Annotated in this window: 28 protein-coding genes; 12 read left to right on the top strand and 16 right to left on the bottom strand. The window is 66.3% G+C overall.

Annotated elements, in window-relative coordinates; all coding sequences use genetic code 11:
• Positions 1 to 19 precede the first annotated feature (19 nt).
• Entirely contained in the window at positions 20 to 1669 is a 1650-nt protein-coding gene (locus ABIC29_RS16995) for a M28 family metallopeptidase (RefSeq protein WP_354247336.1), read from the bottom strand.
• Between the two features lie 178 nt (positions 1670 to 1847).
• On the opposite strand from ABIC29_RS16995, the gene ABIC29_RS16990 reads away from it, so the two are divergent.
• Positions 1848 to 2237, top strand: coding sequence for a thioredoxin family protein (locus ABIC29_RS16990; RefSeq protein ID WP_116082840.1), 390 nt, complete (start codon positions 1848 to 1850; stop codon positions 2235 to 2237).
• Between the two features lie 25 nt (positions 2238 to 2262).
• On the opposite strand, the gene ABIC29_RS16985 is transcribed toward ABIC29_RS16990, so the two are convergent.
• The 3 genes from ABIC29_RS16985 to ABIC29_RS16975 are packed head-to-tail and all read right to left on the bottom strand — an operon-like array spanning position 2263 to position 4802.
• Positions 2263 to 2883 carry a hypothetical protein gene (locus tag ABIC29_RS16985; protein ID WP_354247333.1) on the bottom strand — a complete coding sequence of 207 codons (621 nt, stop codon included), beginning with the start codon at positions 2881 to 2883 and terminating at the stop codon, positions 2263 to 2265.
• A gap of 38 nt (positions 2884 to 2921) precedes the next feature.
• A complete protein-coding gene (locus ABIC29_RS16980; protein WP_116082845.1) occupies positions 2922 to 3824 on the bottom strand; it encodes an LLM class flavin-dependent oxidoreductase in 903 nt (300 codons plus the stop codon).
• Positions 3825 to 3833: 9 nt separating this feature from the next.
• Positions 3834 to 4802 carry an EamA family transporter gene (locus ABIC29_RS16975; RefSeq protein ID WP_116082847.1) on the bottom strand — a complete coding sequence of 323 codons (969 nt, stop codon included), beginning with the start codon at positions 4800 to 4802 and terminating at the stop codon, positions 3834 to 3836.
• 115 nt (positions 4803 to 4917) lie between these two features.
• On the opposite strand from ABIC29_RS16975, the gene ABIC29_RS16970 reads away from it, so the two are divergent.
• The 3 genes from ABIC29_RS16970 to ABIC29_RS16960 all read left to right on the top strand — a co-directional run bounded on the left by ABIC29_RS16970 (position 4918) and on the right by ABIC29_RS16960 (position 7119).
• On the top strand, positions 4918 to 5469 hold the full coding sequence (locus ABIC29_RS16970) for a CGNR zinc finger domain-containing protein (protein WP_055859054.1): 552 nt from the start codon (positions 4918 to 4920) through the stop codon (positions 5467 to 5469).
• Positions 5470 to 6120: 651 nt separating this feature from the next.
• Positions 6121 to 6423 carry a hypothetical protein gene (locus ABIC29_RS16965; protein WP_354247329.1) on the top strand — a complete coding sequence of 101 codons (303 nt, stop codon included), beginning with the start codon at positions 6121 to 6123 and terminating at the stop codon, positions 6421 to 6423.
• 276 nt (positions 6424 to 6699) lie between these two features.
• The gene (locus tag ABIC29_RS16960) at positions 6700 to 7119 is read left to right on the top strand and encodes a hypothetical protein (RefSeq protein WP_354247326.1); all 420 of its coding nucleotides are present in this window, start codon (positions 6700 to 6702) and stop codon (positions 7117 to 7119) included.
• Positions 7120 to 7206: 87 nt separating this feature from the next.
• Here the strand turns inward: ABIC29_RS16960 and ABIC29_RS16955 are convergent, their stop codons facing one another.
• The gene (locus ABIC29_RS16955; protein WP_354247323.1) at positions 7207 to 7602 is read right to left on the bottom strand and encodes a DUF6228 family protein; all 396 of its coding nucleotides are present in this window, start codon (positions 7600 to 7602) and stop codon (positions 7207 to 7209) included.
• A 197-nt stretch (positions 7603 to 7799) separates the two neighbouring features.
• On the opposite strand from ABIC29_RS16955, the gene ABIC29_RS16950 reads away from it, so the two are divergent.
• Positions 7800 to 8489: a hypothetical protein gene (locus ABIC29_RS16950; protein WP_354247320.1), complete on the top strand. Its 690-nt coding sequence runs from the start codon at positions 7800 to 7802 to the stop codon at positions 8487 to 8489.
• A 171-nt stretch (positions 8490 to 8660) separates the two neighbouring features.
• Here ABIC29_RS16950 and ABIC29_RS16945 read toward each other — a convergent pair whose 3' ends face one another.
• Positions 8661 to 8891: a hypothetical protein gene (locus tag ABIC29_RS16945; protein WP_354247317.1), complete on the bottom strand. Its 231-nt coding sequence runs from the start codon at positions 8889 to 8891 to the stop codon at positions 8661 to 8663.
• Between the two features lie 107 nt (positions 8892 to 8998).
• On the opposite strand from ABIC29_RS16945, the gene ABIC29_RS16940 reads away from it, so the two are divergent.
• On the top strand, positions 8999 to 9475 hold the full coding sequence (locus tag ABIC29_RS16940; protein ID WP_354247314.1) for a P-loop nucleotide/nucleoside kinase family protein: 477 nt from the start codon (positions 8999 to 9001) through the stop codon (positions 9473 to 9475).
• An 83-nt stretch (positions 9476 to 9558) separates the two neighbouring features.
• Positions 9559 to 10302 (top strand): leucine-rich repeat domain-containing protein, encoded by a 744-nt coding sequence (locus ABIC29_RS16935; protein ID WP_354247311.1) that lies wholly within the window; start codon positions 9559 to 9561, stop codon positions 10300 to 10302.
• Positions 10303 to 10472: 170 nt separating this feature from the next.
• On the opposite strand, the gene ABIC29_RS16930 is transcribed toward ABIC29_RS16935, so the two are convergent.
• The 3 genes from ABIC29_RS16930 to ABIC29_RS16920 form a co-directional block, all read right to left on the bottom strand.
• Positions 10473 to 10670 (bottom strand): hypothetical protein, encoded by a 198-nt coding sequence (locus tag ABIC29_RS16930; RefSeq protein WP_354247308.1) that lies wholly within the window; start codon positions 10668 to 10670, stop codon positions 10473 to 10475.
• Between the two features lie 102 nt (positions 10671 to 10772).
• Entirely contained in the window at positions 10773 to 11243 is a 471-nt protein-coding gene (locus tag ABIC29_RS16925; RefSeq protein WP_354247305.1) for a hypothetical protein, read from the bottom strand.
• A gap of 427 nt (positions 11244 to 11670) precedes the next feature.
• Complete coding sequence (locus ABIC29_RS16920; protein ID WP_354247302.1) at positions 11671 to 12537, bottom strand: DUF308 domain-containing protein; 867 nt, start codon at positions 12535 to 12537, stop codon at positions 11671 to 11673.
• 226 nt (positions 12538 to 12763) lie between these two features.
• Here ABIC29_RS16920 and ABIC29_RS16915 point away from each other — a divergent pair, with 226 nt between their 5' ends.
• Both ABIC29_RS16915 and ABIC29_RS16910 read left to right on the top strand, forming a co-directional pair.
• Entirely contained in the window at positions 12764 to 13012 is a 249-nt protein-coding gene (locus tag ABIC29_RS16915; RefSeq protein ID WP_354247299.1) for a hypothetical protein, read from the top strand.
• A gap of 129 nt (positions 13013 to 13141) precedes the next feature.
• Positions 13142 to 13459, top strand: a complete 318-nt coding sequence (locus ABIC29_RS16910) for a hypothetical protein (RefSeq protein WP_354247297.1) — start codon at positions 13142 to 13144, stop codon at positions 13457 to 13459.
• A 132-nt stretch (positions 13460 to 13591) separates the two neighbouring features.
• Here ABIC29_RS16910 and ABIC29_RS16905 read toward each other — a convergent pair whose 3' ends face one another.
• Entirely contained in the window at positions 13592 to 14023 is a 432-nt protein-coding gene (locus ABIC29_RS16905) for a hypothetical protein (RefSeq protein WP_354247294.1), read from the bottom strand.
• A gap of 233 nt (positions 14024 to 14256) precedes the next feature.
• Here ABIC29_RS16905 and ABIC29_RS16900 point away from each other — a divergent pair, with 233 nt between their 5' ends.
• Complete coding sequence (locus ABIC29_RS16900; protein ID WP_354247291.1) at positions 14257 to 14457, top strand: hypothetical protein; 201 nt, start codon at positions 14257 to 14259, stop codon at positions 14455 to 14457.
• A gap of 58 nt (positions 14458 to 14515) precedes the next feature.
• Here the strand turns inward: ABIC29_RS16900 and ABIC29_RS16895 are convergent, their stop codons facing one another.
• Positions 14516 to 15109: a hypothetical protein gene (locus ABIC29_RS16895; protein WP_354247289.1), complete on the bottom strand. Its 594-nt coding sequence runs from the start codon at positions 15107 to 15109 to the stop codon at positions 14516 to 14518.
• Between the two features lie 168 nt (positions 15110 to 15277).
• On the bottom strand, positions 15278 to 15772 hold the full coding sequence (locus tag ABIC29_RS16890) for an SRPBCC family protein (RefSeq protein WP_354247286.1): 495 nt from the start codon (positions 15770 to 15772) through the stop codon (positions 15278 to 15280).
• A 309-nt stretch (positions 15773 to 16081) separates the two neighbouring features.
• Here ABIC29_RS16890 and ABIC29_RS16885 point away from each other — a divergent pair, with 309 nt between their 5' ends.
• Positions 16082 to 16660 carry a DUF998 domain-containing protein gene (locus tag ABIC29_RS16885; protein ID WP_354247284.1) on the top strand — a complete coding sequence of 193 codons (579 nt, stop codon included), beginning with the start codon at positions 16082 to 16084 and terminating at the stop codon, positions 16658 to 16660.
• A gap of 90 nt (positions 16661 to 16750) precedes the next feature.
• On the opposite strand, the gene ABIC29_RS16880 is transcribed toward ABIC29_RS16885, so the two are convergent.
• From ABIC29_RS16880 to ABIC29_RS16870, 3 genes are all read right to left on the bottom strand, one after another.
• Positions 16751 to 17284 (bottom strand): SRPBCC domain-containing protein, encoded by a 534-nt coding sequence (locus ABIC29_RS16880; RefSeq protein WP_354247281.1) that lies wholly within the window; start codon positions 17282 to 17284, stop codon positions 16751 to 16753.
• A 146-nt stretch (positions 17285 to 17430) separates the two neighbouring features.
• Positions 17431 to 17838, bottom strand: coding sequence for a RidA family protein (locus ABIC29_RS16875; RefSeq protein WP_354247278.1), 408 nt, complete (start codon positions 17836 to 17838; stop codon positions 17431 to 17433).
• A gap of 72 nt (positions 17839 to 17910) precedes the next feature.
• Complete coding sequence (locus ABIC29_RS16870) at positions 17911 to 18330, bottom strand: DUF4279 domain-containing protein (RefSeq protein ID WP_354247274.1); 420 nt, start codon at positions 18328 to 18330, stop codon at positions 17911 to 17913.
• A 221-nt stretch (positions 18331 to 18551) separates the two neighbouring features.
• Here ABIC29_RS16870 and ABIC29_RS16865 point away from each other — a divergent pair, with 221 nt between their 5' ends.
• Positions 18552 to 18833 (top strand): antibiotic biosynthesis monooxygenase, encoded by a 282-nt coding sequence (locus tag ABIC29_RS16865; RefSeq protein ID WP_055859111.1) that lies wholly within the window; start codon positions 18552 to 18554, stop codon positions 18831 to 18833.
• Between the two features lie 53 nt (positions 18834 to 18886).
• On the opposite strand, the gene ABIC29_RS16860 is transcribed toward ABIC29_RS16865, so the two are convergent.
• Entirely contained in the window at positions 18887 to 19627 is a 741-nt protein-coding gene (locus ABIC29_RS16860; RefSeq protein ID WP_354247271.1) for an HNH endonuclease family protein, read from the bottom strand.
• Positions 19628 to 19670: the final 43 nt, after the last annotated feature.

Here is a 19670-nt window from a genome sequence, read left to right as displayed (position 1 = left end):
TCGCGTTCTGCGGTTGCGGCTACGACGCCTCGAGGGGGCCGTGGTCGTGGCCGCGGTCGGGCGCGAGCCCGCCGCCGCCGCCGACCGTGCCCTCCGGGCCGGCCGGTGCGGGCAGCAGGTTGAACGGCAGCTTCTTGCCCTTCACCCCGTTCACGTCCTCGGTCGAGTACGCGTAGGTGAGCACCGCCGTGGCGATCGCCCCCATGTTCACGTACAGCGCCTGCTCGTCGATGTTGTCGATCGTGTCGCAGACGAGGTGGTAGCACTGGTCGAACTGCTCGCCGGCCGTTCCACCCCAGATCGCCGCCTGCTGCTCGGTCTTGACGACCTCGGCGCCCGTGAACAGGCCTCCCGCCGGAATCCCGTTCAGGATGAACGCCTCGTAGTCGCTGCGACCCGAGAACTCCGCGTCGTCGTACGGCTTGTTGATGAGCGTGAAGTAGCTCTCGAAGAGGTCCTCGATCGCGATCGAGCCCTCGGGCACCACCACGGGGGCCTCGTACCCGGACTCGTCGCTGTCGTAGACCATGTAGATCGAGTTCGGCGACGCGATCATGTCGAAGTTGAGGTACAGGGCGATCTCGTCCTTCTCGGGCTGCGAGAGCCCGTCGACGTAGGCCGCCGACCCGAGCAGTCCGCTCTCCTCTGCGCCCCACCACGCGAAGCGCAGGGTGTTCTCGGGCTTCAGCTTGCCGAGGGCCTGGGCGATCTCGATGAGGGCAGCGGAGCCGCTGCCGTTGTCGTTGATGCCCGGACCGGCCTGCACCGAGTCGAGGTGCGCGCCCGCCATGACGACGTTGCCGTCGTTCTTGCCCGGGAGCTCGGCGATCACGTTCACCTGCGGCCGCTCCTCTGGCGCCGGGACGAAGATCGACGCGGTCGACCCGGCCTGGGCCAGGGCCACGCCCTGCTCGAAGCTCGCGCCCACGACGGGGATGTCGAGCGGTTCGGTGTTCTCGCCGAACAGCGTGCCCGTGATGAGGCCCGAACGCTCGGGGGTGTTGCCCTGGTTGAAGATGATCACGGCTTCGGCGCCCGCGGCCTGCGCGTTCGCCGCCTTGACGCCGAACTCGCACGTTCCGCGCTGGATCAGCGCGATGTCGCTCGGGCCGGTGAAGTCGAGGCCTGTGAAGTCCTCGACCTCGCAGCCGCTGTCGACCGGCTCGTAGGGCGCCGTGAGCACGACGTCGACGGGCACGATGGTGCCCTCGATCGGGCCGTAGCCGGTTCCCGTGAACGAGCCCGTCTCGTACTCGGCCTCGATCGGCGCGGTCTGCGTGAGCGTGGACGGCCCGATGAACGTGAACGGGAACTCGTCGAGCGTGACGTTCCACCCCGCGCTCTCGAGCGTGTCGACGACGTACTCGACGCTCGCGTCGTAGCCCGGCAGGCCCGCTGCTCGATTGCCGCCGTTCTCGTCGGCGATCTGCTGGAACTCGTTCAGGTGCTCGATCACGCCGTTGGCCGAAGCGCACTCGAGCAGCTTGGGCAGCGTGTTGTTGTTGCGGTTGTCGCACTTCGCCGACGCGCCCTTCGGCCCGCCTGCCGCGCTGGCGCTCCCGCCGGCGAACGCGGCACTCGTCGGAACGAGCACGAGTGCGACCGCGGCGGTGGCCGCGATCGCGATGGTTCGGATGTCTCTGGATCGTGGTGCTGTTCGTCGCATCATCTTCCTCTCCGCTCGGATGTCACCCGTTGACACCCGTTTGGGGGGAAATCCTAGGTTGAGGCACCGAGGGCGGGAAGGCCTTGCGCGACCTCGCGCGTGCAGACGCACGAATCGTGCGTCTGGGGCGCCCGCAGCGACCATCGGGCGACTCCCATGCACGAGACCGTACGCTTGAGGCATGGCTACCGTTCCCCTGACGCTTGAGAACTTCGAGAAGACGATCCTCGAGGGCGGCACCGTCTTCGTCGACTTCTGGGCCGGCTGGTGCGGCCCGTGCCTGCAGTTCGCGCCGAACTACGAGGCCGCCTCCGAGGCGAACCCCGACCTCGTCTTCGCGAAGGTCGACACCGAGGACCAGCAGCAGCTCGCCGCCGCGATGAACATCACGTCGATCCCGACCATCATGGCCTTCAAGGACGGCATCGGCGTCTTCGCCCAGGCCGGCGCGCTCCCCCGCCCCGTGTTCGACGACCTCGTGTCGCAGGTGCGCGAGCTCGACATGGACAAGGTCCGCGAGCAGATCGCGGCCGAGCAGTCCACCGAGGGCGCCGAGACCCAGGTCTCCTGATCGAGCGGATGCCGCCGGCGGCCGCCTAGTCGTTCGCGAGCGCCAGTGCGTCAGCGAGCCCGCTGGCGTCGAGGTCGACCGCGAACGGACGGCTCTCGCCCGTGATGCGGGCGGGCACGCGCACGAACGCGCCCCGGAGCCGCAGCGCGTCGAGCCGGTCGAGCCACGGCTCGGCGGCGGCATCCGACAGGAACCCGGCGTGACGCGGCCGGTCGCCGTCGACGAGCTGCACGCCGACGCGATAGCGCTTCGACAGCCAGCGGCTCGCGCGCGGCACGAGCACGGCGTGCTGGTCGGCGCCGCCGTGGATGTGGGCGAGGTCGATCGCGGCCTGGTGACGGTGCACGTCGGTCACGGGCACGACCGTGCGCACCTCGCGCTCACGCCCGGGCGCGTCGACGACGTCGAGCCCGTCGAGCGTCGCGAGATTGCCCCACTGGTCGGGATTCGTGCGCGTGCGCCCGGCGCGCACGATCACCACGAGCAGCCACGCGAGCGATGCGATGAGCGCGACGAGGAACGGCCAGAAGAGCCATGCGGGCGAGTTCGGGCGCACGATGCCGGTGAGGATGAGCAGTATGAGCACGAGCACGTACGGGGTCGGCTCCCACGCGAGCAGGGACTTCGAGCGTGGCGCGGCGGGCATGCCTGCCAGCGTAGCGAAGCATTCCTGTGGCGCCGCCCTCAGCGCAGGGCGGGCAATCGCGACGCGACCTCGTCGAGCACCGCACGGCTGCCCGCGTAGATGCCGTCCTCGCGCGGCCAGTGCGCGACGACGTCGGTGAAGCCGAGCTCGGCGGCACGGCCGACCGCGTCTTCGAAGGCGTCGACGCTCTCGAGCGAGTAGCGGGCCGACGAGTCGAGCAACAGGGTGCGCGGCATGCTCGACGCGTCACGACCGACGGCCGCGCACGCCTCGTCGAGGCGTCGCGAGAGCTTGGCCGCGTAGGCCCACCACTCCTCGGTGTCGTCGATCGAGCCTGCGGTCGTCACCCAGCCGTCGCCGAGGCGCACGGCGAGCGCCATGGCCTTCGGCCCGTCGGCGGCGATGTGCAGGGGCGTGCGCGGCTGCTGCGGGGGCGCACCGACCATCCGCGCATTCACGGCGCGGTACCACTCCCCCTCGTACGAGATGCCGGGCGAATCGGATGCCGCAGCCGCCGGGTCCTCGAACCGGAGCAGCACGTCGAGCGCCTCGGTGAACTCGGCGAAGCGCTCGAACCGCTCGAGGGGCGTCAGCAGTCGTTCGCCGAGCACGGTGGCATCGAACCCCGTGCCGCCGGACCCGACGCCGAGCAGCACACGACCGCTCGAGATCTGGTCGACGGTCGCGATGTCCTTCGCGAAGGGCACCGGATGCCGGTAGTTCGGCGAGGCGACGAAGGTGCCGAGCTCGATGCGCTCGGTGACCATCGCGGCGGCCGTGAGCGTCGGGACGGTCGCGTGCCAGCGCTCGCCGGCGAGGCCCCGCCACGAGAGGTGGTCGTAGGTCCAGGCGTGGTCGAAGCCGTATTCCTCGGCGCCGCGCCAGAGTTCGGCGGCCTCTGGCCAGTCGGATTGGGGAAGGATGCAGATGCCGAAGCGCATGTTCGAAGCCTACGTGCGTGAGGCCGGCTCGACCGTGCCGACCGGAACCGGCATCGGTTCGGGCCCGGCCGCGAGCGCCGGGCGTTCGAAGCGCACGAGCACGATGCCGCCGAGGATGAGCAGGCCGCCGAGCAGCTGCACCGGGCCGATCGCCTCGCCGAGCAGGATCCAGGCGACGATGCCGGCGAACACGACCTCGGAGAGTCCGAGGAACGACGCGAGGCGCGTGCCGAGGATCTGGATCGCCATGATGCCCGAGACGTAGGCGAACGCCGTCGAGAGGGCGCCGACCGTGAGCACGGGCACCCACCAGGGTGCCGTCGTGCCGAAGAACGGCACGGTCGTGAAGTTCGCCTCGAACGGCACGAGGCCGACAGCCAGCGAGAGGCCGAGTACGAGGCATCCGATGAAGAGCCCGACCGCGGCGAGCGCGATCGGCGGGATGCCGGTGTCGCTCTTCTCGCCGAGCACGTAGTAGACGGCGACGCCGATCATCGCGACGGCCGCGAAGGCGATGCCGACGGGGTCGAGCGCACCGCCGGCCGGCCCGATGACGAGCACGAGCCCGATGATCGCCACGACGGATCCGGCGAGCACGACGAACTGCGGCACATGGCGCGTGCGCACCCACGCGAGGGCGACGAGCGCGACCGGCGCGAGGTACTCGATGAGCAGCGCGGTGCTCACGGGGATGCGCGAGATCGACATGTAGAACGCCAGTTGCACGCCGGCGACGGCGATCACCGAGTAGGTCAGCACGGTCCACTTCGCGCGCCAGAGCGGCCGCAGGTCGAACTTCAGCGCGATGAGGCCGGGCACGAGCAGCAGCACGGCACCGACGAGCACGCGGAAGAACACGGCCGCGCCAGGCGACCATCCCGACTCGAGCAGCGGCTTGACGATCGCGCCGCCCGCACCGAACGCGAGGCCCGACCCGAGGCCGAGCATGATGCCGAGGATGCCGCGTGAAGCCCGCATTCCGTTCCCGTTCCGTTGGTTCGTGTGGTTCGTCCGTCGCCTGCGAGCCTTGGCGCTGTCATGCCCGAAACTCGTTATGCTCGTGACAGTACTCGTGCAACAAGTCAGGAGTCAAATGTTTTTCACCCATGACACGGAGTCGGCGCTCGCCTTCGTCTCCGCCCTCACCGACACGGTGCCCGCGTCATCCGATTCGGGCGACGACGAACTGCGCACCGTCGCGCAGTTGAGCGAGCTCATCGCCGTCTGGCGCTACTCGGGCCGGCACGACCGCGACGCCCGCGAACTCGCCGAGGTGCGCGACGCCCGCGAGCAGCTGCGTCGCCTCTGGCTGCTCGACCGCGACGCCGCCGCCGAAGCCGTGAACGACCTGCTCGCCGAGGCGCGCGCACTCCCCCGGCTCGTGCGCCACGACGACCTCGACTGGCACATCCACGCGACCGCGCTCGACGAGCCGCTCGCCACGCGCATCCTCGTCGAGGCGGCGATGGCGTTCGTCGACGTCATCCGCGCCGACCAGATGGACCGCCTGCGCGTCTGCGACGCCGACGACTGCGAGAGCCTCTACGTCGACCTCTCGAAGAACGGTTCCCGCCGCTTCTGCACCACGCGCTGCGGCAACCGCATGGCCGTGCGCGCCTACCGCGCGCGGGCCGACGCGGTCTAGGGCCGGCGACGTCACTCTCCCAGGAGGGCCCGGTTCGAGGGTCAACGCTTCGGACTCGTCGTGGGCGACCTGCCTCGATCACCGCTGCTACGGACTCGTGCGAGCAACGTCGCCTTCGAATGGCAGCGCCTTCAGCGTCGGCACCGGTGAGCCCGACCCGTCTTGCGTTGCAGTAGACGTGCCCGTGCGGGCGTTCTGATCGGGCGGGGTATCCGGACGCCCGCATTCCAGGATCGCCGCAGAATCACCTCGGCCGGGCCGGCGAACGGCTCGCGACCGGCTTGCGGGCGCGTTTCCAGGTGTATGGCGCGAACACGTCGATCGGCCGATCGCCGGGGTGCGACCTCGCCTGTCGCGGAGTGGTCCTGAGGGAACCGCGGCGCACACTGCTGTGGGGTGATCGCGTGCCTGTCCGTTGATAGCGCCTATTCTGCTCGTATCCGGATTCGAGGAGGACCCAAGGTGCGCTCAAGTTCCGTAGCTTCCGCTGCAGTCATCGTTGCTGTGATGGCGGTGTGCGTCTCAGGATGTGTCGCGACCGGTGCGGTCGCCGGAGCTGCTTCGACGGCCGACCCGGTAGTGCCCTCGACTGCATCTGGCGAGAGCGTGGTTGCGGGGGCGTGCGCGCAGCTCAGCGCTCCGATTTCACTCGTGCAGAACGCGGCGCTCGCTCCGGATGAAGCGTTGAGCGTGGATTCCGAGCGCGGCCTCTACTTCACGGCGAACTGGGAGTTCGATCGGATCGGGGCGATCATCGCGGGCTCCGAGCTCGAGGCGCCGGTGGCGGCGCTCAAGCAAGCGTCTGGTGCCATGAATACGGTCCTCCAGACGACCGACGACTCCGCGAAGTGGGCCGACGACCTCGCCAAGATCTCTGCCGCGACCCAAGCGGTGAACACCGCATGCACGGCGATTGATCCCAATTGGGGAACGCTCGGCTGGTACGGGGGCTGACCGTCCTCCTACGGCATTGTTCCGGCGCCGGCGGTGCCCGGCATGCCGTATGGATGTCGCCGCGATACGCCGTGAATCGCTACCGGCTCTGTATTCTTCGCTGCGCTTCAGGGGGATGAACGCAGCGATAGTCTCACTCAAATGGGACCTGATGACGCCGGACCGCTCGGAAGTGTGGGAGCAACAGAGCCGGGGTTAGATGTCCGCCGGAGCGAGCAAGATGCAGCGCGAAAGATGGCGGGTGTGGTCGTAGCGGGTGCTGTCACGATTACGGCCGTGCCGCTCCTCCTGTTTGGGGCGGCATACGCAGGAATGGCGTCTCAGCCCTCGCCCGACCGCGAGGACCTCTACGGTTCAGCGCTTGGCGTCGCAATGGTGCTAGTTGGCCTTGGACTACTCGGCTGCGCATCCTGGATACTCGTCAGGCACAACGTGGTCGGGCCGGCGTGGGCCCTTGTTCTGCCACTAGCCGTCTGTGCGGCTTGGCTTGCTTTCACGTGGTGGGTGATCTTCAGCGATGTGATGGACCTCTTCCTACACATCCCCGCGTTCTACTACTTCGCGCTCACGGGATTCGCTATACCGATTGCACCGACGCTTGCGATTGCCTACTGCGTCATGAGATCTAGGTCGCGACGATCTCTCATCGCGCCACAGGAGACAACCGATGTGCGCGTTGAATCGGTGACCGAATAGCCGGTAGCCGATCGGCTAGTGCGGCCGCTATCGGGAGCCGTCATCGAGATCTGCAAAGGCCCATTCGCGCACCTACGCGACGTGATTTCATCTCTCGAAGAGGCGTGCAACCTCGGCCCGCGCGGCAGAAAGGTCCTCGCCGGCACCGATGCTCAGTTCGACCTGAACCTTCCAGGCCAAGGTTGATTCGACGCTCACGGAGAAGTCCACGTGAGACCCAGAGTGAGTGGCCGTGAATGCGAGATCTCCCTCGAGGGAGATCCACGTCTTCGTTCCCGACCAGCCCCGCCACCGTCGTTCCAAGTCAGTGAAGTACTTCACCAGGCCGCGGAAGTCGGGGTACTCAACAACCCACCGAGTAGCCCTCAGGCCATTTGCGCTCACTTGCACAAGCGCTCGGTCTGGTGCGCTGCCGTGCAGTCCGCCGACATCGACGACGGACACCCCTTCGCTTTCAGTGCCCAAGATGATGACCGGTTCCACGAGTACAGTCTCGCTCCTCGACGATCCGGTTGCGGCCGTCCGATCACCGATGGCATGAGCGACGGGTATCAGGGCCGGCGCGGTCTTCCGCCGCTCGGTTGATGACAGAGTTCACCGGTTTCCGACAGAATGCGTCAGTGACCCGATCCGCGCGACGCCGCGCCCCAGCGCCTCTGACCGCCGTCCCAGCGCTCCTCATGCTCCTGCTCGCCGGCTGCGCCGCGTCCCCAGCGGGCGCCGACGAGCCATCGGCCCCGGCATCCGATCCGGTGGACGCGATCGTGAGCATCCCTGTCCCTGAGTTCGCGCCGATCCCTGCCCCAGATCCGCCGTTGACCGAGGCCGAGTCCGAAGCTGAGCGGCTCGGCCAGGTCGAACTGAAGTGGCAAGGCGTGCTCGCCCAATACCCGGACGCCGTCCGCCCAGACATCGCTTTCGAGGGCTACCTCACCGACGAGAATCAAAACGAAGTCCTCGGCGCCTGCTACGAGGCGGCCGGCCTTCCGGTCGCCCAGAGCACACCCGCCGACACGGACCGCTCTTCCGGGCTCAACTACTCCGCGTCGACCGAGGCAGAGCTCATCGCGGGCTGGGCATGCAACGCCGCTCACACGACGAAAACCACCACGCCGCCGCCGAACGACGCCGAGCTCGGCTGGGTGTACGACTACCTCACGACGTTCTATGCGCCCTGTCTCGAAGCCAACGGGATCACCGTCGAACCGGCGCCCGAACGTGATACGTGGATCGAACGCTGGCCCGGATCCGGCTGGTTCCCCAGCCCCGCCGCCGACCAGCGCTTCCTCGACCGGGAGATGGACGCCGCGCTCCACAAGGCATGCCCCGATCCCGACACCTACCAACTGAACCATCGGGATCAAAGCTGAATCGCTTGTTGTCGGCCGGTCCATCGAGTCATCGGGCGGCTCGCAGCGCCCGCGTTCCAAACGATCGACGTCGATCTCCGTCGGCCGAATAGATCGCCGAGCGGCTAGCTAGCCTTCCGGTCTATTCAAGGTGCATCAGCCCGCAAACGGATCCTCTGTGCGCGTTGCCGCCTATGTGTAGGCGAGCGAGGCGGCACCCAGTCCAATGAAGGCCGCGCCGGAGATGGTGCCGGCGATACCGGCGAAGACCATGACCTGGCTTCCGCGTACGTGGAACCATGCGATGTCCAGAGCCGGAACGTTGCTCGTCAGCGAGTCTGCGATTGCTTGCCGACCGAGGATGAGTGCCGGTGCGATGCAGATCTGGATGATCCCGGCGATGATGAGCGCGACTGACGACACGAGATGGAGTCTAGGTCTGAGATCGAGGCGAGCTGGATGCCCTGCTGTCCCTGGCTCACCAGCCGCACTGACGGATCCGCGACTGGTCAAGGGCTATCGTCGGAGCAGTGACCAGAGTCGTTCTGATGTGCGGGCCAGCGGGTTCCGGAAAGTCGACCGTCGCTAGGCGGCTCGAAGCGCAGGGCATGGTCCGCCTTTCATTCGACCAGGAAGCCTGGCGACGAGGGATCCAGACGATGCCCCTGCCGGGCGACGTGCACGAAGAGATCGAACAGGAACTCCGCGCTCGCCTCGTCGCGCTCGTCGCGGACGGCGCAGACGTGGTGCTCGACTTCTCGTTTTGGTCCAAGCGCGCCCGCCTCGCGTATCGGGACTTGCTGCGCCCGCTCGGAGTGGTGCCCGAGACGATCTATCTTGCGACGCCACGAGCAGTCGCACTGGAACGATTGGACGGGCGCAGCCACGCGCACCCGGACGACTACGCGCTTCCCGACGATGTCGCGGCGGACTACTTCGACCACTTCGAGCCCCCGACCGCCGCCGAAGGTCCCCTGACGGTACTCGGTGCAGCCCCGACGCAATAAGCGATCCACTTACGGTCGTCCGCTCGACGATCCCTGCGAAACACGGGTGGTCAGCCGCGTTCTGGATTGCATAGTCTCGGCGAGTGACTTCTCCGACACGGGCTGATGCGCGACTATTCGAAGTGCTTTGGCGCGCCGACCAGTACCGGGGCGAGTCGGACGCGTACGTGGCGGCGACGCAGCTCGACCACAAAGAGCGGAGCGCGGCGCAGCGGCGTCGGATCTTCGCAGGATGGATCGAGTCCTTCTCAACGGCGACTACAGCGCTTGCCCGCCTGCATCTCGTGTCGCGTGTCCCGCAGGAGCCGCTTGACTCGCTTACCGGCCAACCGCAGCTCAGCCATCTGCAGGTGAAATGGGGCCCCTACCGCGATGTCACTGCCCTCATCGAGTTGAATCAACTGCAATCGCTTCGGCTCGGCGGCGCGACCAACCTGCACAGCCTGGAGCCACTTGCCCGGCTGCCAAAGCTGACGGAACTCAGCATCGATCGGGCGCATCGTCTCGATGATCCACTGTCTCTTGGTTCGTTCACACGGTTGACGTCGCTTTCGTTCGGCAACGGTTACGCCGGGTCCGACAAGAGTGTCGTCCTGCCCGACCTCGAATGGGTCCGCCCTCTCCAGGAACTTCGAACGCTGGCGTTGCCTGGCATTCGCCTCCTCAACAGCGATCTCTCGCCGATCCTCGAGCTCCCGAGACTTGAACAACTCCGCCTCCCGTTGCGCCGCCAATTTCGTAGGCAGGTGCTTGAATTCGCCGAAACGAGCAGCGTGTTCGCCGAGGTCGCCACCGAGTACGAGGCGCTCGACAGCTGGCGCGATTGACAGACAACCGGGCGACTCCCTAAAGCCCGCAGGCGGATCTGCATGCGATCACCCGGACACCGACCCCGTTCTGCATCTTCGCGGGTCCGCCTAAGGGTCGATGTGAGTCCGAGGTGTGGTGTCTCCGTGAGGGCGTGCTCCAAACGTAAGTCGTGGCCTGACGAGCTCAATCACATGTCGGTGAAGATGATGAGCGCGACGAAGGCGGTAGCGACCCCTGCCACAACCAGTACCGGCTCCCACCACCGGATACGCCGAGGAGCTGAGGCGGGCCCATCGCGGAAGGATGGGTTGAGCGGCGCATCGTTCATGCCGGGCATCTGTCCGAAGTCTTGATGGACCTGGCCGCCCATCTCGTCACGCTCCATGTTCATGTCACCTTTACTTCGGAACCGCCCGGACTCCATCCTGCACGTACGCCGATCCCGAACGAACACCTCGTCGCTGCCTGATGGCTGGTGCCGTCACACCTACTCGCGGCCCAGCTCAACGGTCTTTGTGACTCCGAGGGCCGTGACTTCGTAGCTGAGCACGTCAGCGTCGTACGTGAATGTCTTCGTCGGGTCTCCCGAGGCAAGCATCGACGCGCCGGTCTTTTCGATGTCGTTCAGCGAGTCCCAGCTGTACGGGCCGGCCTCGGTCGGTGCTTCGAACGTACCTGCCCAGTACAAGGCCGTCGTGCTCCCACCGTCACTGACCCAGTACACCTCGATCGTGTCGGCGGTAATCGTCGCCGACTGGTAGCTGTCTTCCGACTCGGAGTTGGTCTGCACCCACTCGCCGGTCAGGTCTGCTGGTGCCTCGACCATTTCCGTCTCGGCCGCGGGTTGAGTGGACCCGGTCGAATTGCTCGACCCGCCCGCGCCGCATGCCGAAAGACCGGCGCAAAGTAGTACGGCAGCGACCAGTGCGAAAGGATTGTGCACGCGTGATCTGTTCATGAGATCCCCCCAGATTGATGAACGGTTCCGACCCTACGCCCTCTGTCGATCGTCGTCGTGTTCGCGGAGCACCTCGGCTCCAGGGGCGTGTGGACTCGCCGCCCGGAGCGACTCCCACCCCTCATTCGTGACGAGCGACGCGACCAGCTCGGTGTCACTCGGGGCGCGCAGTCAACGGCATGCGCAATCGGACCTTCGTCCGCGAGCACCGCCTGGAACGAATCGATCACCAGACGATGCAAACAGCTCATCTCAGCAGCGATCGCAGCCCGTTAGGGATCCCTCAGCGCGAAGCGCTGCGGCAGGTTCACGCTCTTAAGAAGCGCGAGGACGTCGACCCAGGTATGAGTCTTTCGCCACTCCCGCTGGAGGTGACAGCGATGGCCGGGGAGCTGATGCTCGCCCGGCCCTCGAAGGCTGTCGTCGCTTACTGGATGGCGACGAAGACCTTGTCGGCGATCATGCCCGGGCGTACGGCGATGACGCCGTCGGCGGGACTCGGGACCTGGACGGCTGCGTTGCCGGCTGCCGAGGCGCCGGTGTAGAGGGTGCTCATAGAGTCGATCGCGTCCGGCGCGACGACCATCTTGTCAAGGCCATCAACGGTCACTCCATCGGCGGTGACGTATTCGATGCCGACGAACGCGGGCATCTGGCCGTCGGCATCCTCGCCGGTGTAGGTGGCGGTGTAGTTGATGACGATGTACTCGGTGCCTGCGTCGGGGGCCTCGTTGAACTGGTTGGCCGCGAGGACGGCGTCGGTTGCGCCGAGCGTGACCGAGTTGATGACGACCGCCCAGTCTTCACCTTCGATGGTCGAGCCGATCGCTGCGGGGTTCTCGCGGGTGCCTACCTCGGCAGCAGGCTCCTCGTCAGCCACGGGCGCCTCATCTGCTTCGGCGACCGAGGCCTTGTCACCGGAGCTGATTTCGACATCGGTGCCACCGAATGCCTCGTTGAACGAGGTCGCGACCACTGTGAAGAACACGATGATTCCGACGATGGTGCCGACGACCGACACGATGATGGCAGTCAGGCCCTGCCACTTCCCTTTGCCCTTGAGGCAGACGGAGATGATGGCGAGCGTGAATGCGATAGGTAGAAGGATCCATCCGAGGATGAGCGCGCCGGGCATGCACGCGAAGATGAAGCCGACGCCCGCGAGAGCCAAGGCTACGAGGCCCAGCACGTTGCGCGTCTTCTTCTCCTCGACCGGCGTCTGGCCGGGCTGCGGCGGCTGATCTGCCGTAGGCGGGGCCGGTTGCGGGTGGGTGGGCTGCTGCGTGTCGGTCATTGTTGCTCTTTTCGGTGATGCGCGGATGACGGCCGGCCGCGGTGGTCGATGAAACGAGCTGACAGATCAATACAAAGGCCGCGAGAATTCACGCGCGATGCCGTGTGGCCAGGCGACGACGCCTATCGGTCTGCATGTTCGTTGAATGAGATTCTATCATGTTGCTATATACGTGCTAAGGAATCCCTATTGCGTCCTTATGAAACCACTCTGATATTGTCGGTCCATGCCACGTCCATATGGAGACCCGGTCGAGATCGTCACCGAGCCGATCCCCGCCCAGTCCCCCTTCATCCCCGAGAATGCCAAGATCGTCGTCGGCGAGGTCGCTCCGGCCTCGCCCGATCCAATCCCGATCGTGCTGCTCCCTGGCTATGAGTACCGGATGCGGGAGTGGCGCCATCCGAGCACTCATGAGATCCACTGGCAGCTTGAGCGGCGAAAGGCCAGCCAGCTCGGCGAGGCCGACGAATAGCACGGACCGCAAGTCGGGCGGTCATCTGGCGTCCGTAATCCGCTTGCGCGACGTCCGAAGAAAGCCGGTCCCCATCCAGTTCGATCAGCATGTTGAGCGATTCCTCGGGATCGTCGATAGCCTGCGACCATGCCCAACCAGGAACGTGACCTACGCACCTTGGAGTGGTGGCCGGACTACGGCGGCGATCTGTTCTTCCTGCGGGAAGGTGCGGGTGGCTCGCGAGTCACCCTCGACGAGATGGGGCTCTCAGTTGAGCTCAGGGAGGGCATCCGGCGCTGGCTCTTGAGCTACGACGACAGTCGCCTTCCGATCGATGGTCCAGGTGACCCCGTATGGATCGAGGAGGGTGTCCGCTTGCTCGCGGCCGCGCGCGCTGAGCTGGCCGATCGATGCACAGTGGTCGTCACCGAAGACTGGTGGCGCGAGCCAGCGAGCGATCGTTGACTGCCGCAATCGAGGATCCTTCAACGCGTGACGACTGTGTAGCTTCGGCGCCGCCGGATCTTGCTTTCATGTGAGATGTCGGAGTCGGCGAGCAAGCTCACTTGGCCGACCACCCGGATTTCCGGCAGCGCCCTAACTGAACTGCTTCGCCTTATATGCGATTCGGTCCTGCTTCACGTCGCGAAAGAACGTGTTCGATTGACGCTGCCAAATCAGAACGATTCCCGCAGCTGTCAGAACAATGACGAATACGGTGAAGGCGATGTCCGTGATGGTGCTTGCGGTGTATGGAGGTAGCAGAACTGCTCCGAACAGAACGGTCAGGACGATTCGAATCCAGTTGTAGCCCCGCCTGAGAGCGAAGGCGAGCCCGGCACGTAGACCGATGACGAGAGCTGCAAGCCCGAAGCCGACGAACCAAGTTGCAAGTGCGAACTCCGTGGTGATCTGAAGCTCGCGCCCATTTCGCTCGAACGCGTGCACCGACTCTTCCAAGTACGCATCGAAATCGAATGCCACGAGGCCCCAAACCAGGTCCACAGCTTGCAGCACCGAGACGCTCATGAGCGCCCAGAACCCCAGCTGAAGCGGCCGCGGAACGGGCTGCGTGACCCGAAACGGACTCGACCCAGGACGAAGAGCACGGGACGACTTGAGGTCACTAGATCGCGGCACACTCGAATGGTAGACCCGCAGAACAACCACCTTCGGCGGCTCCTCGTGATCGACAGGGCGCAGGAGCGGACCTGTCTGCGGCCAGTGCTTGAGTGCTCGCACGCACCCGTAGCATCGTGACTATGGGCGATCGAAGCAAGTCCGACTCCGCGGCCGTCTGGTACTTCGTCGCAGCGACCTTCCTGTCCACCGCGGGCGTTTTCGTGATCGTCCTAGGTGATGGTCTTATGCTGCTGGCCGCGCTTGCCTTCTTCGCCAGTGCTGGATCTGCCGCTGCGGGAGTCGTGGTGCTCATACGCGACCAAGCGCGGCGGCGCAGCTAAAGAACATTTCCCTAGCAGGAGTTGGGGCGAGTATTCGATGAAGGATCGGCTATCGGGCTCAAGAACCGAACTGACGGAGTGCCGCACTGAAGGTCTCCGCGTCGGCGCGGGTCTCGTCGGTCATGAGCAGGGCATGCGGGCCGATGACTCTCGTGAACGAACCGCGGCACGGGATCGTCACGATCCTCGTGAGTCCGTGCCGCCATGCGTTGATGAGCGCATCAAGGGAACGGTGCTCGGGTTGCTCCTCGGTCGAGGTAGGGAGACTGGCCGTCCGCCTGCGGAATTGCGAAGCCTGCCAAGGCTGAAACCACACCAAGCCCGTGTCACCGAACCGATCCCGCCAGGAAGGTCCGGTGATTCGAGCGAGCAACTCCATGCGCTCAGGGGAGTTGTTCGCCGTGCCTCGAATCGCGTCGAAGAGCGCGGGGTCGAGGACTTCGCCGGCGTGCCGGAGCGTGGCATCCCAGATCTCCGGCCAAGCAGCCTGCCAGGCTTGGATGTCGACCTCATCCTCTCCGTTCACCCCAGGGTCGGGTGGGTCGGCAAGTGGCGGCGGAACATCGTCGTGGTCAGGTCGCAGGTCCCAGGCATCCCGGATCCACAGCAGCTCGACAAGCGACACTGGGTCGTCATCGACGGTGATCACCATGTCGTGCGGCCATGGATTCCCGGGAATCGGTACAGATGAGCGCACGGATACCTCCTCGGTTTCTAACACGCCTGTCAGACCGTCTCACACCGCGACCCGACTGCGCCATCGCGCGATGGCACGACCCCGTTCCAACGCGTCCGGGTGGGGATCGCAAGCTGGTCGGGCCTACTTCACCAGGCGGTTCGATTCCCGCACCGTCGCGCGAAGGCTGGTGGCCATGTACCGACGCCACATTGGGGCCACGATTCGTCGGATCACGAACCTCCGACCAGGGAGAGGGCTGAACTCGTACGTCCATCTGATGACCGTCCCGAGGCCGTCGGGGGTGAATGTCCACTCACCGCGGATGCCGCGTACGAGGTGTCGCATGGGCCCGGTGAACGCCGACAGTTCATACGCGAACGAGTGGCCCTCGGTGTACTGGGTGAGTTGCTCGAAGGCGGTCGATCCGTCCGAGAGTTGCGGGTTTCGGCTCTGCCCGACGCGGTCCCACGCGCCGGTCTGGTTCTCGACCCCGAGCACCCCGGGGAACGGGCCCCACTTTCGAAACACCAGGGTCAGATCGATCGGGACGATGACCGCGAACAGGACCTCGGGCGCGAGCGCCGACCTGGTCTGCACGATGACCGGCACGGTGGCGTCTTGGGCGGCGATCAGCATGTGATCAGCCCTGCCCGCCCGATGACGCATGGCCTACCCGCACGACATGGCCTCGGTGGTTCGCGTCGCGACGGCGAAATCGAGCGCTGAGCGCTTCGCCGGCGGCCTGTTGTTCGTCACGCTCAGGACCGTACTTGCTCATCGGCGCGGAGCCAAGCCGCCCGGAGGCCGGTCGGCGATCGGACGCCGTATGCGGCTCCGGTGTTGGGCCAGACATGGTCGTCCCAGACCGCGGGATAGAGTGCCGCTCAGGAGGATGTCCGTGGTCGCTGGAGGTATGGCCTGTTGAGCGTTGCTGCCATCGCTGCCGTGACGGCGCTCGTCGGCGGCGCGATCACGGCAGGGCTGATCGCGATCCTCCACGTTCTCAAGCCCGAGTACGACCCGTCCTGGCGGATGATCAGCGAGTACTCCCTGGGGAGTTACGGGTGGGTGATGCGCCTCGCCTTCGTCACGATGGCCATCGGCCTTGCGGCGACGAGTGTCGCCTTGTGGCCGTTCGGCGGCGCGTGGACCATCCCCCTGGCCGCGGTCGCATTGGGCGCGCTCGGTGCCGCGTTCATCGACGCCGATCCGATCATGACTCCCCGCGCTCAGGCCACCCCCGTGGGCAGGGCGCACACGATGCTTGGCGGGGTGTTGCTCGCCGGCTTCCCCCCTGCCGCGCTGATCGCGGGGGTCGGGGTGGCGACCGCGCTCGGCTGGACGTTGGCGATCGCATCCGTCGTTCCGTTCGCCGGCTTGGTGTGGTTCCTCATCGCCGCGGCCCCAGCCCACGGGCAAGGCGGCTCGCCTGAGATCCGAATCGGGTGGCCGGACAGGTTCTGCCTCCTCGCCTACCTGGCATGGGTGGTGCTGGCCGCTGTCGGCGTGCTGTCCGCCGTGTGACACCAGAGCGGCGCACACGAGGCGCCAGCCGGTCCGTCTTCGGATGTCGCGCACGAGCGCATGCTGACAGCTGGGCGGGCATTGCGGGCCTCAGGAGCCGCTGCCATCGATGGCCAGCGAAAGCCCGTTCAGCCGAAGGGTCGTCCCGGTACGCAGGTGAGGCAGGTCGGCGCTGCCGTCACCGGTGCGGGTCAGGAACGCGACTTGCTCCGTCCAGATCAGCGTGGTTCCCCCACCATCCGCATCCTCGAAGGTGACGGTCACGAGCGATACCCACCGGGTCACGGCATTGACGATCGCCTCGTACACGAACACGATCCGGCGGTCGGAAACGATATCGAGATAGCGGGACCTGTTGCGCAACCGCTCTTCCGACCCGTCGGGCAGGACGAAGGTGCTGGTCGCCTCCTCGCCCCCGCCGACCCGAAAGACGTGATCGTAGGTCGCTCCCGATCCCGGGAGACGGACCCACCGCCGCCGGATCAGGTCGTCCGCAAACGCTCCGAAGACCGTTGCCCGATCCGCCTGGAGAACTCTGGTGACGCTGAAGATCTCGTGTCGGACATCCGGAATCAGTTCATCCGTCGACTGGTCGGATTCGTCCGATCCGTGCACTTCGGTCATTGCAACCAACTCCCTGTTCGAATCGCGCCCATTCGTTGCTCTCCGTAGGCAGCGGCAGAGGCCGCCAATCGCTTCCCTCGTTTCCTGCTCAAGGTACTCAGAGGATGGCGGCATCCGACCGCCGCTTCACGACGCCGATGGGCAAGTCAGTCGATGACTGCTGCAACCGCCTCGATCTCGACGAGCTGATCGTCATATCCGAGGACCGTGACCCCGAAGAGGGTGCTCGGTACGTCATGATCGCCGAACGCGCCATGAACCACCTCCCAAGCTGCAACGAGATCGGACCGGTTCGACGAAGCGACCAAGACGCGCGTGCTGATCACGTCCTCGATTCCTGCCCCGGCGGCCTCGAGCGCCCCCTTCATCGTCTCGATGCACCGAGCGGCTTGGGCCGCGTAGTCGCCAACCGCGGCAATGGTTCCATCGTCTTCGAGCGGGCAAGCACCGGCAAGAAAGATGTAGCGCGCGTCCTTCGGTGCTGTCGCTGCGTACGCATACTGGGCGACGTCGCTGAGCGTGCTGGATCGAATGAGACGTACGGCGCTGTGCACAGGCTCATCCTGACACGACACGGCAGACAGCTGACGGATCGTCCAGCGGCCGCTCGCCGACTGGAACGAGCGTCACTCGGCGCTGTTCAGACCATCGTCGAGGTAGACCGTCGCGTAGACGTCGACACCGAGCGCGGCGATCCCAGCAGCGAGCTCGATGGGAATCACGAAGCCGCCTTGCGTTGAATCTGAGTCCGCGGACCACCAGATCCTCGCGGAGCAATCAGCCGGGAGGAGTGGAAATCGACCGATTCCGGCGCTTGCGGCTGCGACGAGCTCACCCAGCGCTCGAGTGCCCGTCGCGTCCTCTTCCGTGTTGGCGCTGCGCTCGACGTCGATCGTCCACACGTTGTGGTCCAGCTGCAGACCAGAGCGGTTCACGGAACCTCGGAGCCTCGTTGTCGTCGGGACCAGTCCGAGGATCTCGGAGATCAGCGAAGGGTCGGTCTCAGTCGAGACGACCGTGAGCGAGGCGCGCCCGGACTGAATCATGACGCGAGCAGAGATGCAAACCGTCGCGCGTGGCCGGCCCTCCAAACCCCACGAGAATCGTGCATACGGCCGCAAGTCGAATCACTCGCCGAGCGCCTACGGGGCTGCTTCGAGGCTGCACCCATCAGAGACTGAACCCACTGAGCGACCAGAGAAGCTCGTTCGTCGCACGCCGACTCCCCCTGTTCCCAATCCGCGCGCCACGTGCTTGGCTTCGTGGCATGACGTACGCCGTGGTCTCCGTGCACTCGCCGAAACCCGAGCACCGGGAAGCGGTGCTCGACTCGATGCAGCGATACAGCCGGGTCGCCCGCGAACAGCCGGGGTTGCACTGGACCGGCGTCGTGGACGATGGGAGCGGCCGTCTTGTGGGCATTGCGCTCTGGGACTCCGAAGACGCCGCGACGGCCGCACGACCCGCGCTGATGGCGGAAGTCGGCAACGACCCGTTCGCGACCTGGGACGAGCACCCGATCGACGGGCTGCGCGGCGACGTTCGCTGACAGCCGGGAACGCGACTCGATCCGTTCCACGATGCGGGCGAGCCCCATCGGGGTCAGGGGCAGCCGGAGTCGACGGATGCGATCGCGTCGAAGTCCTCCGGCGAGACGGTGAGTCCGTACGAGAGCAGCACGTCGGCGAACCGGTCGACGTAGGTGCAGGCGTAGCCGCTCGCCGGCGGCATCCATTCGGCCGGGCCGGAGTCGGACTTCGCCTGGTTGGCGGGCCCGTCGACGGCCGACAGGTTCGCCGGGTCGTTGGCGAACGCCGCGCGCTGCGCATCGGTCCACTCGGATGCACCGTGCTGCCACGCGTACGAGAGCGGCACGACGTGGTCGATCTGCACGGCCTCCGAGGTGTCGGGGCCGCGCACGAACGAGATCACCGTGTTCGTGTACGGATCGGTCAGCGTGCCCGTGCGCACGATGCAGTCGGCACTGTCGGCGCGGAATCGCACGTCGGCGAGATCGCGGATGAGCACGTCGTTGCGGGTGTCGCAGCCGTTGCCGTCGACGTCGAGCCAGGCCTCGCCGAACAGGTCGCGATCGTACCGCGACGACGAGCCGGGCGCGGCGACCACGAGGTCCGCGAGCTCGGGGTCGAGCGTCGCCGGGTCGATCGGCGCACGACCGTTCGGGTCTTCGGATGCCGGTGCGAACGTCGGCAGTCCGAAGCCGCCGCCCGCCTGCGAGCTCGTGCCCTCGGGTCCGTAGAGGTACACCCAGACGGCGACCGCGAGCAGCACCACGAGCAGGGCGGGCAGGGAGATTCGGCGGGAGCGTCGGCGACGGGGCATCCGATCATTCTCCCGTGAGCCGGCCAGGGCGGATGACCGTCGG

This window comes from Agromyces sp. PvR057, assembly GCF_040547485.1.
GTDB lineage: Bacteria > Actinomycetota > Actinomycetes > Actinomycetales > Microbacteriaceae > Agromyces.
The sequence above is the reverse complement of the archived record's forward strand: the minus strand, read 5'-3'. Positions and strand labels throughout refer to the sequence as shown.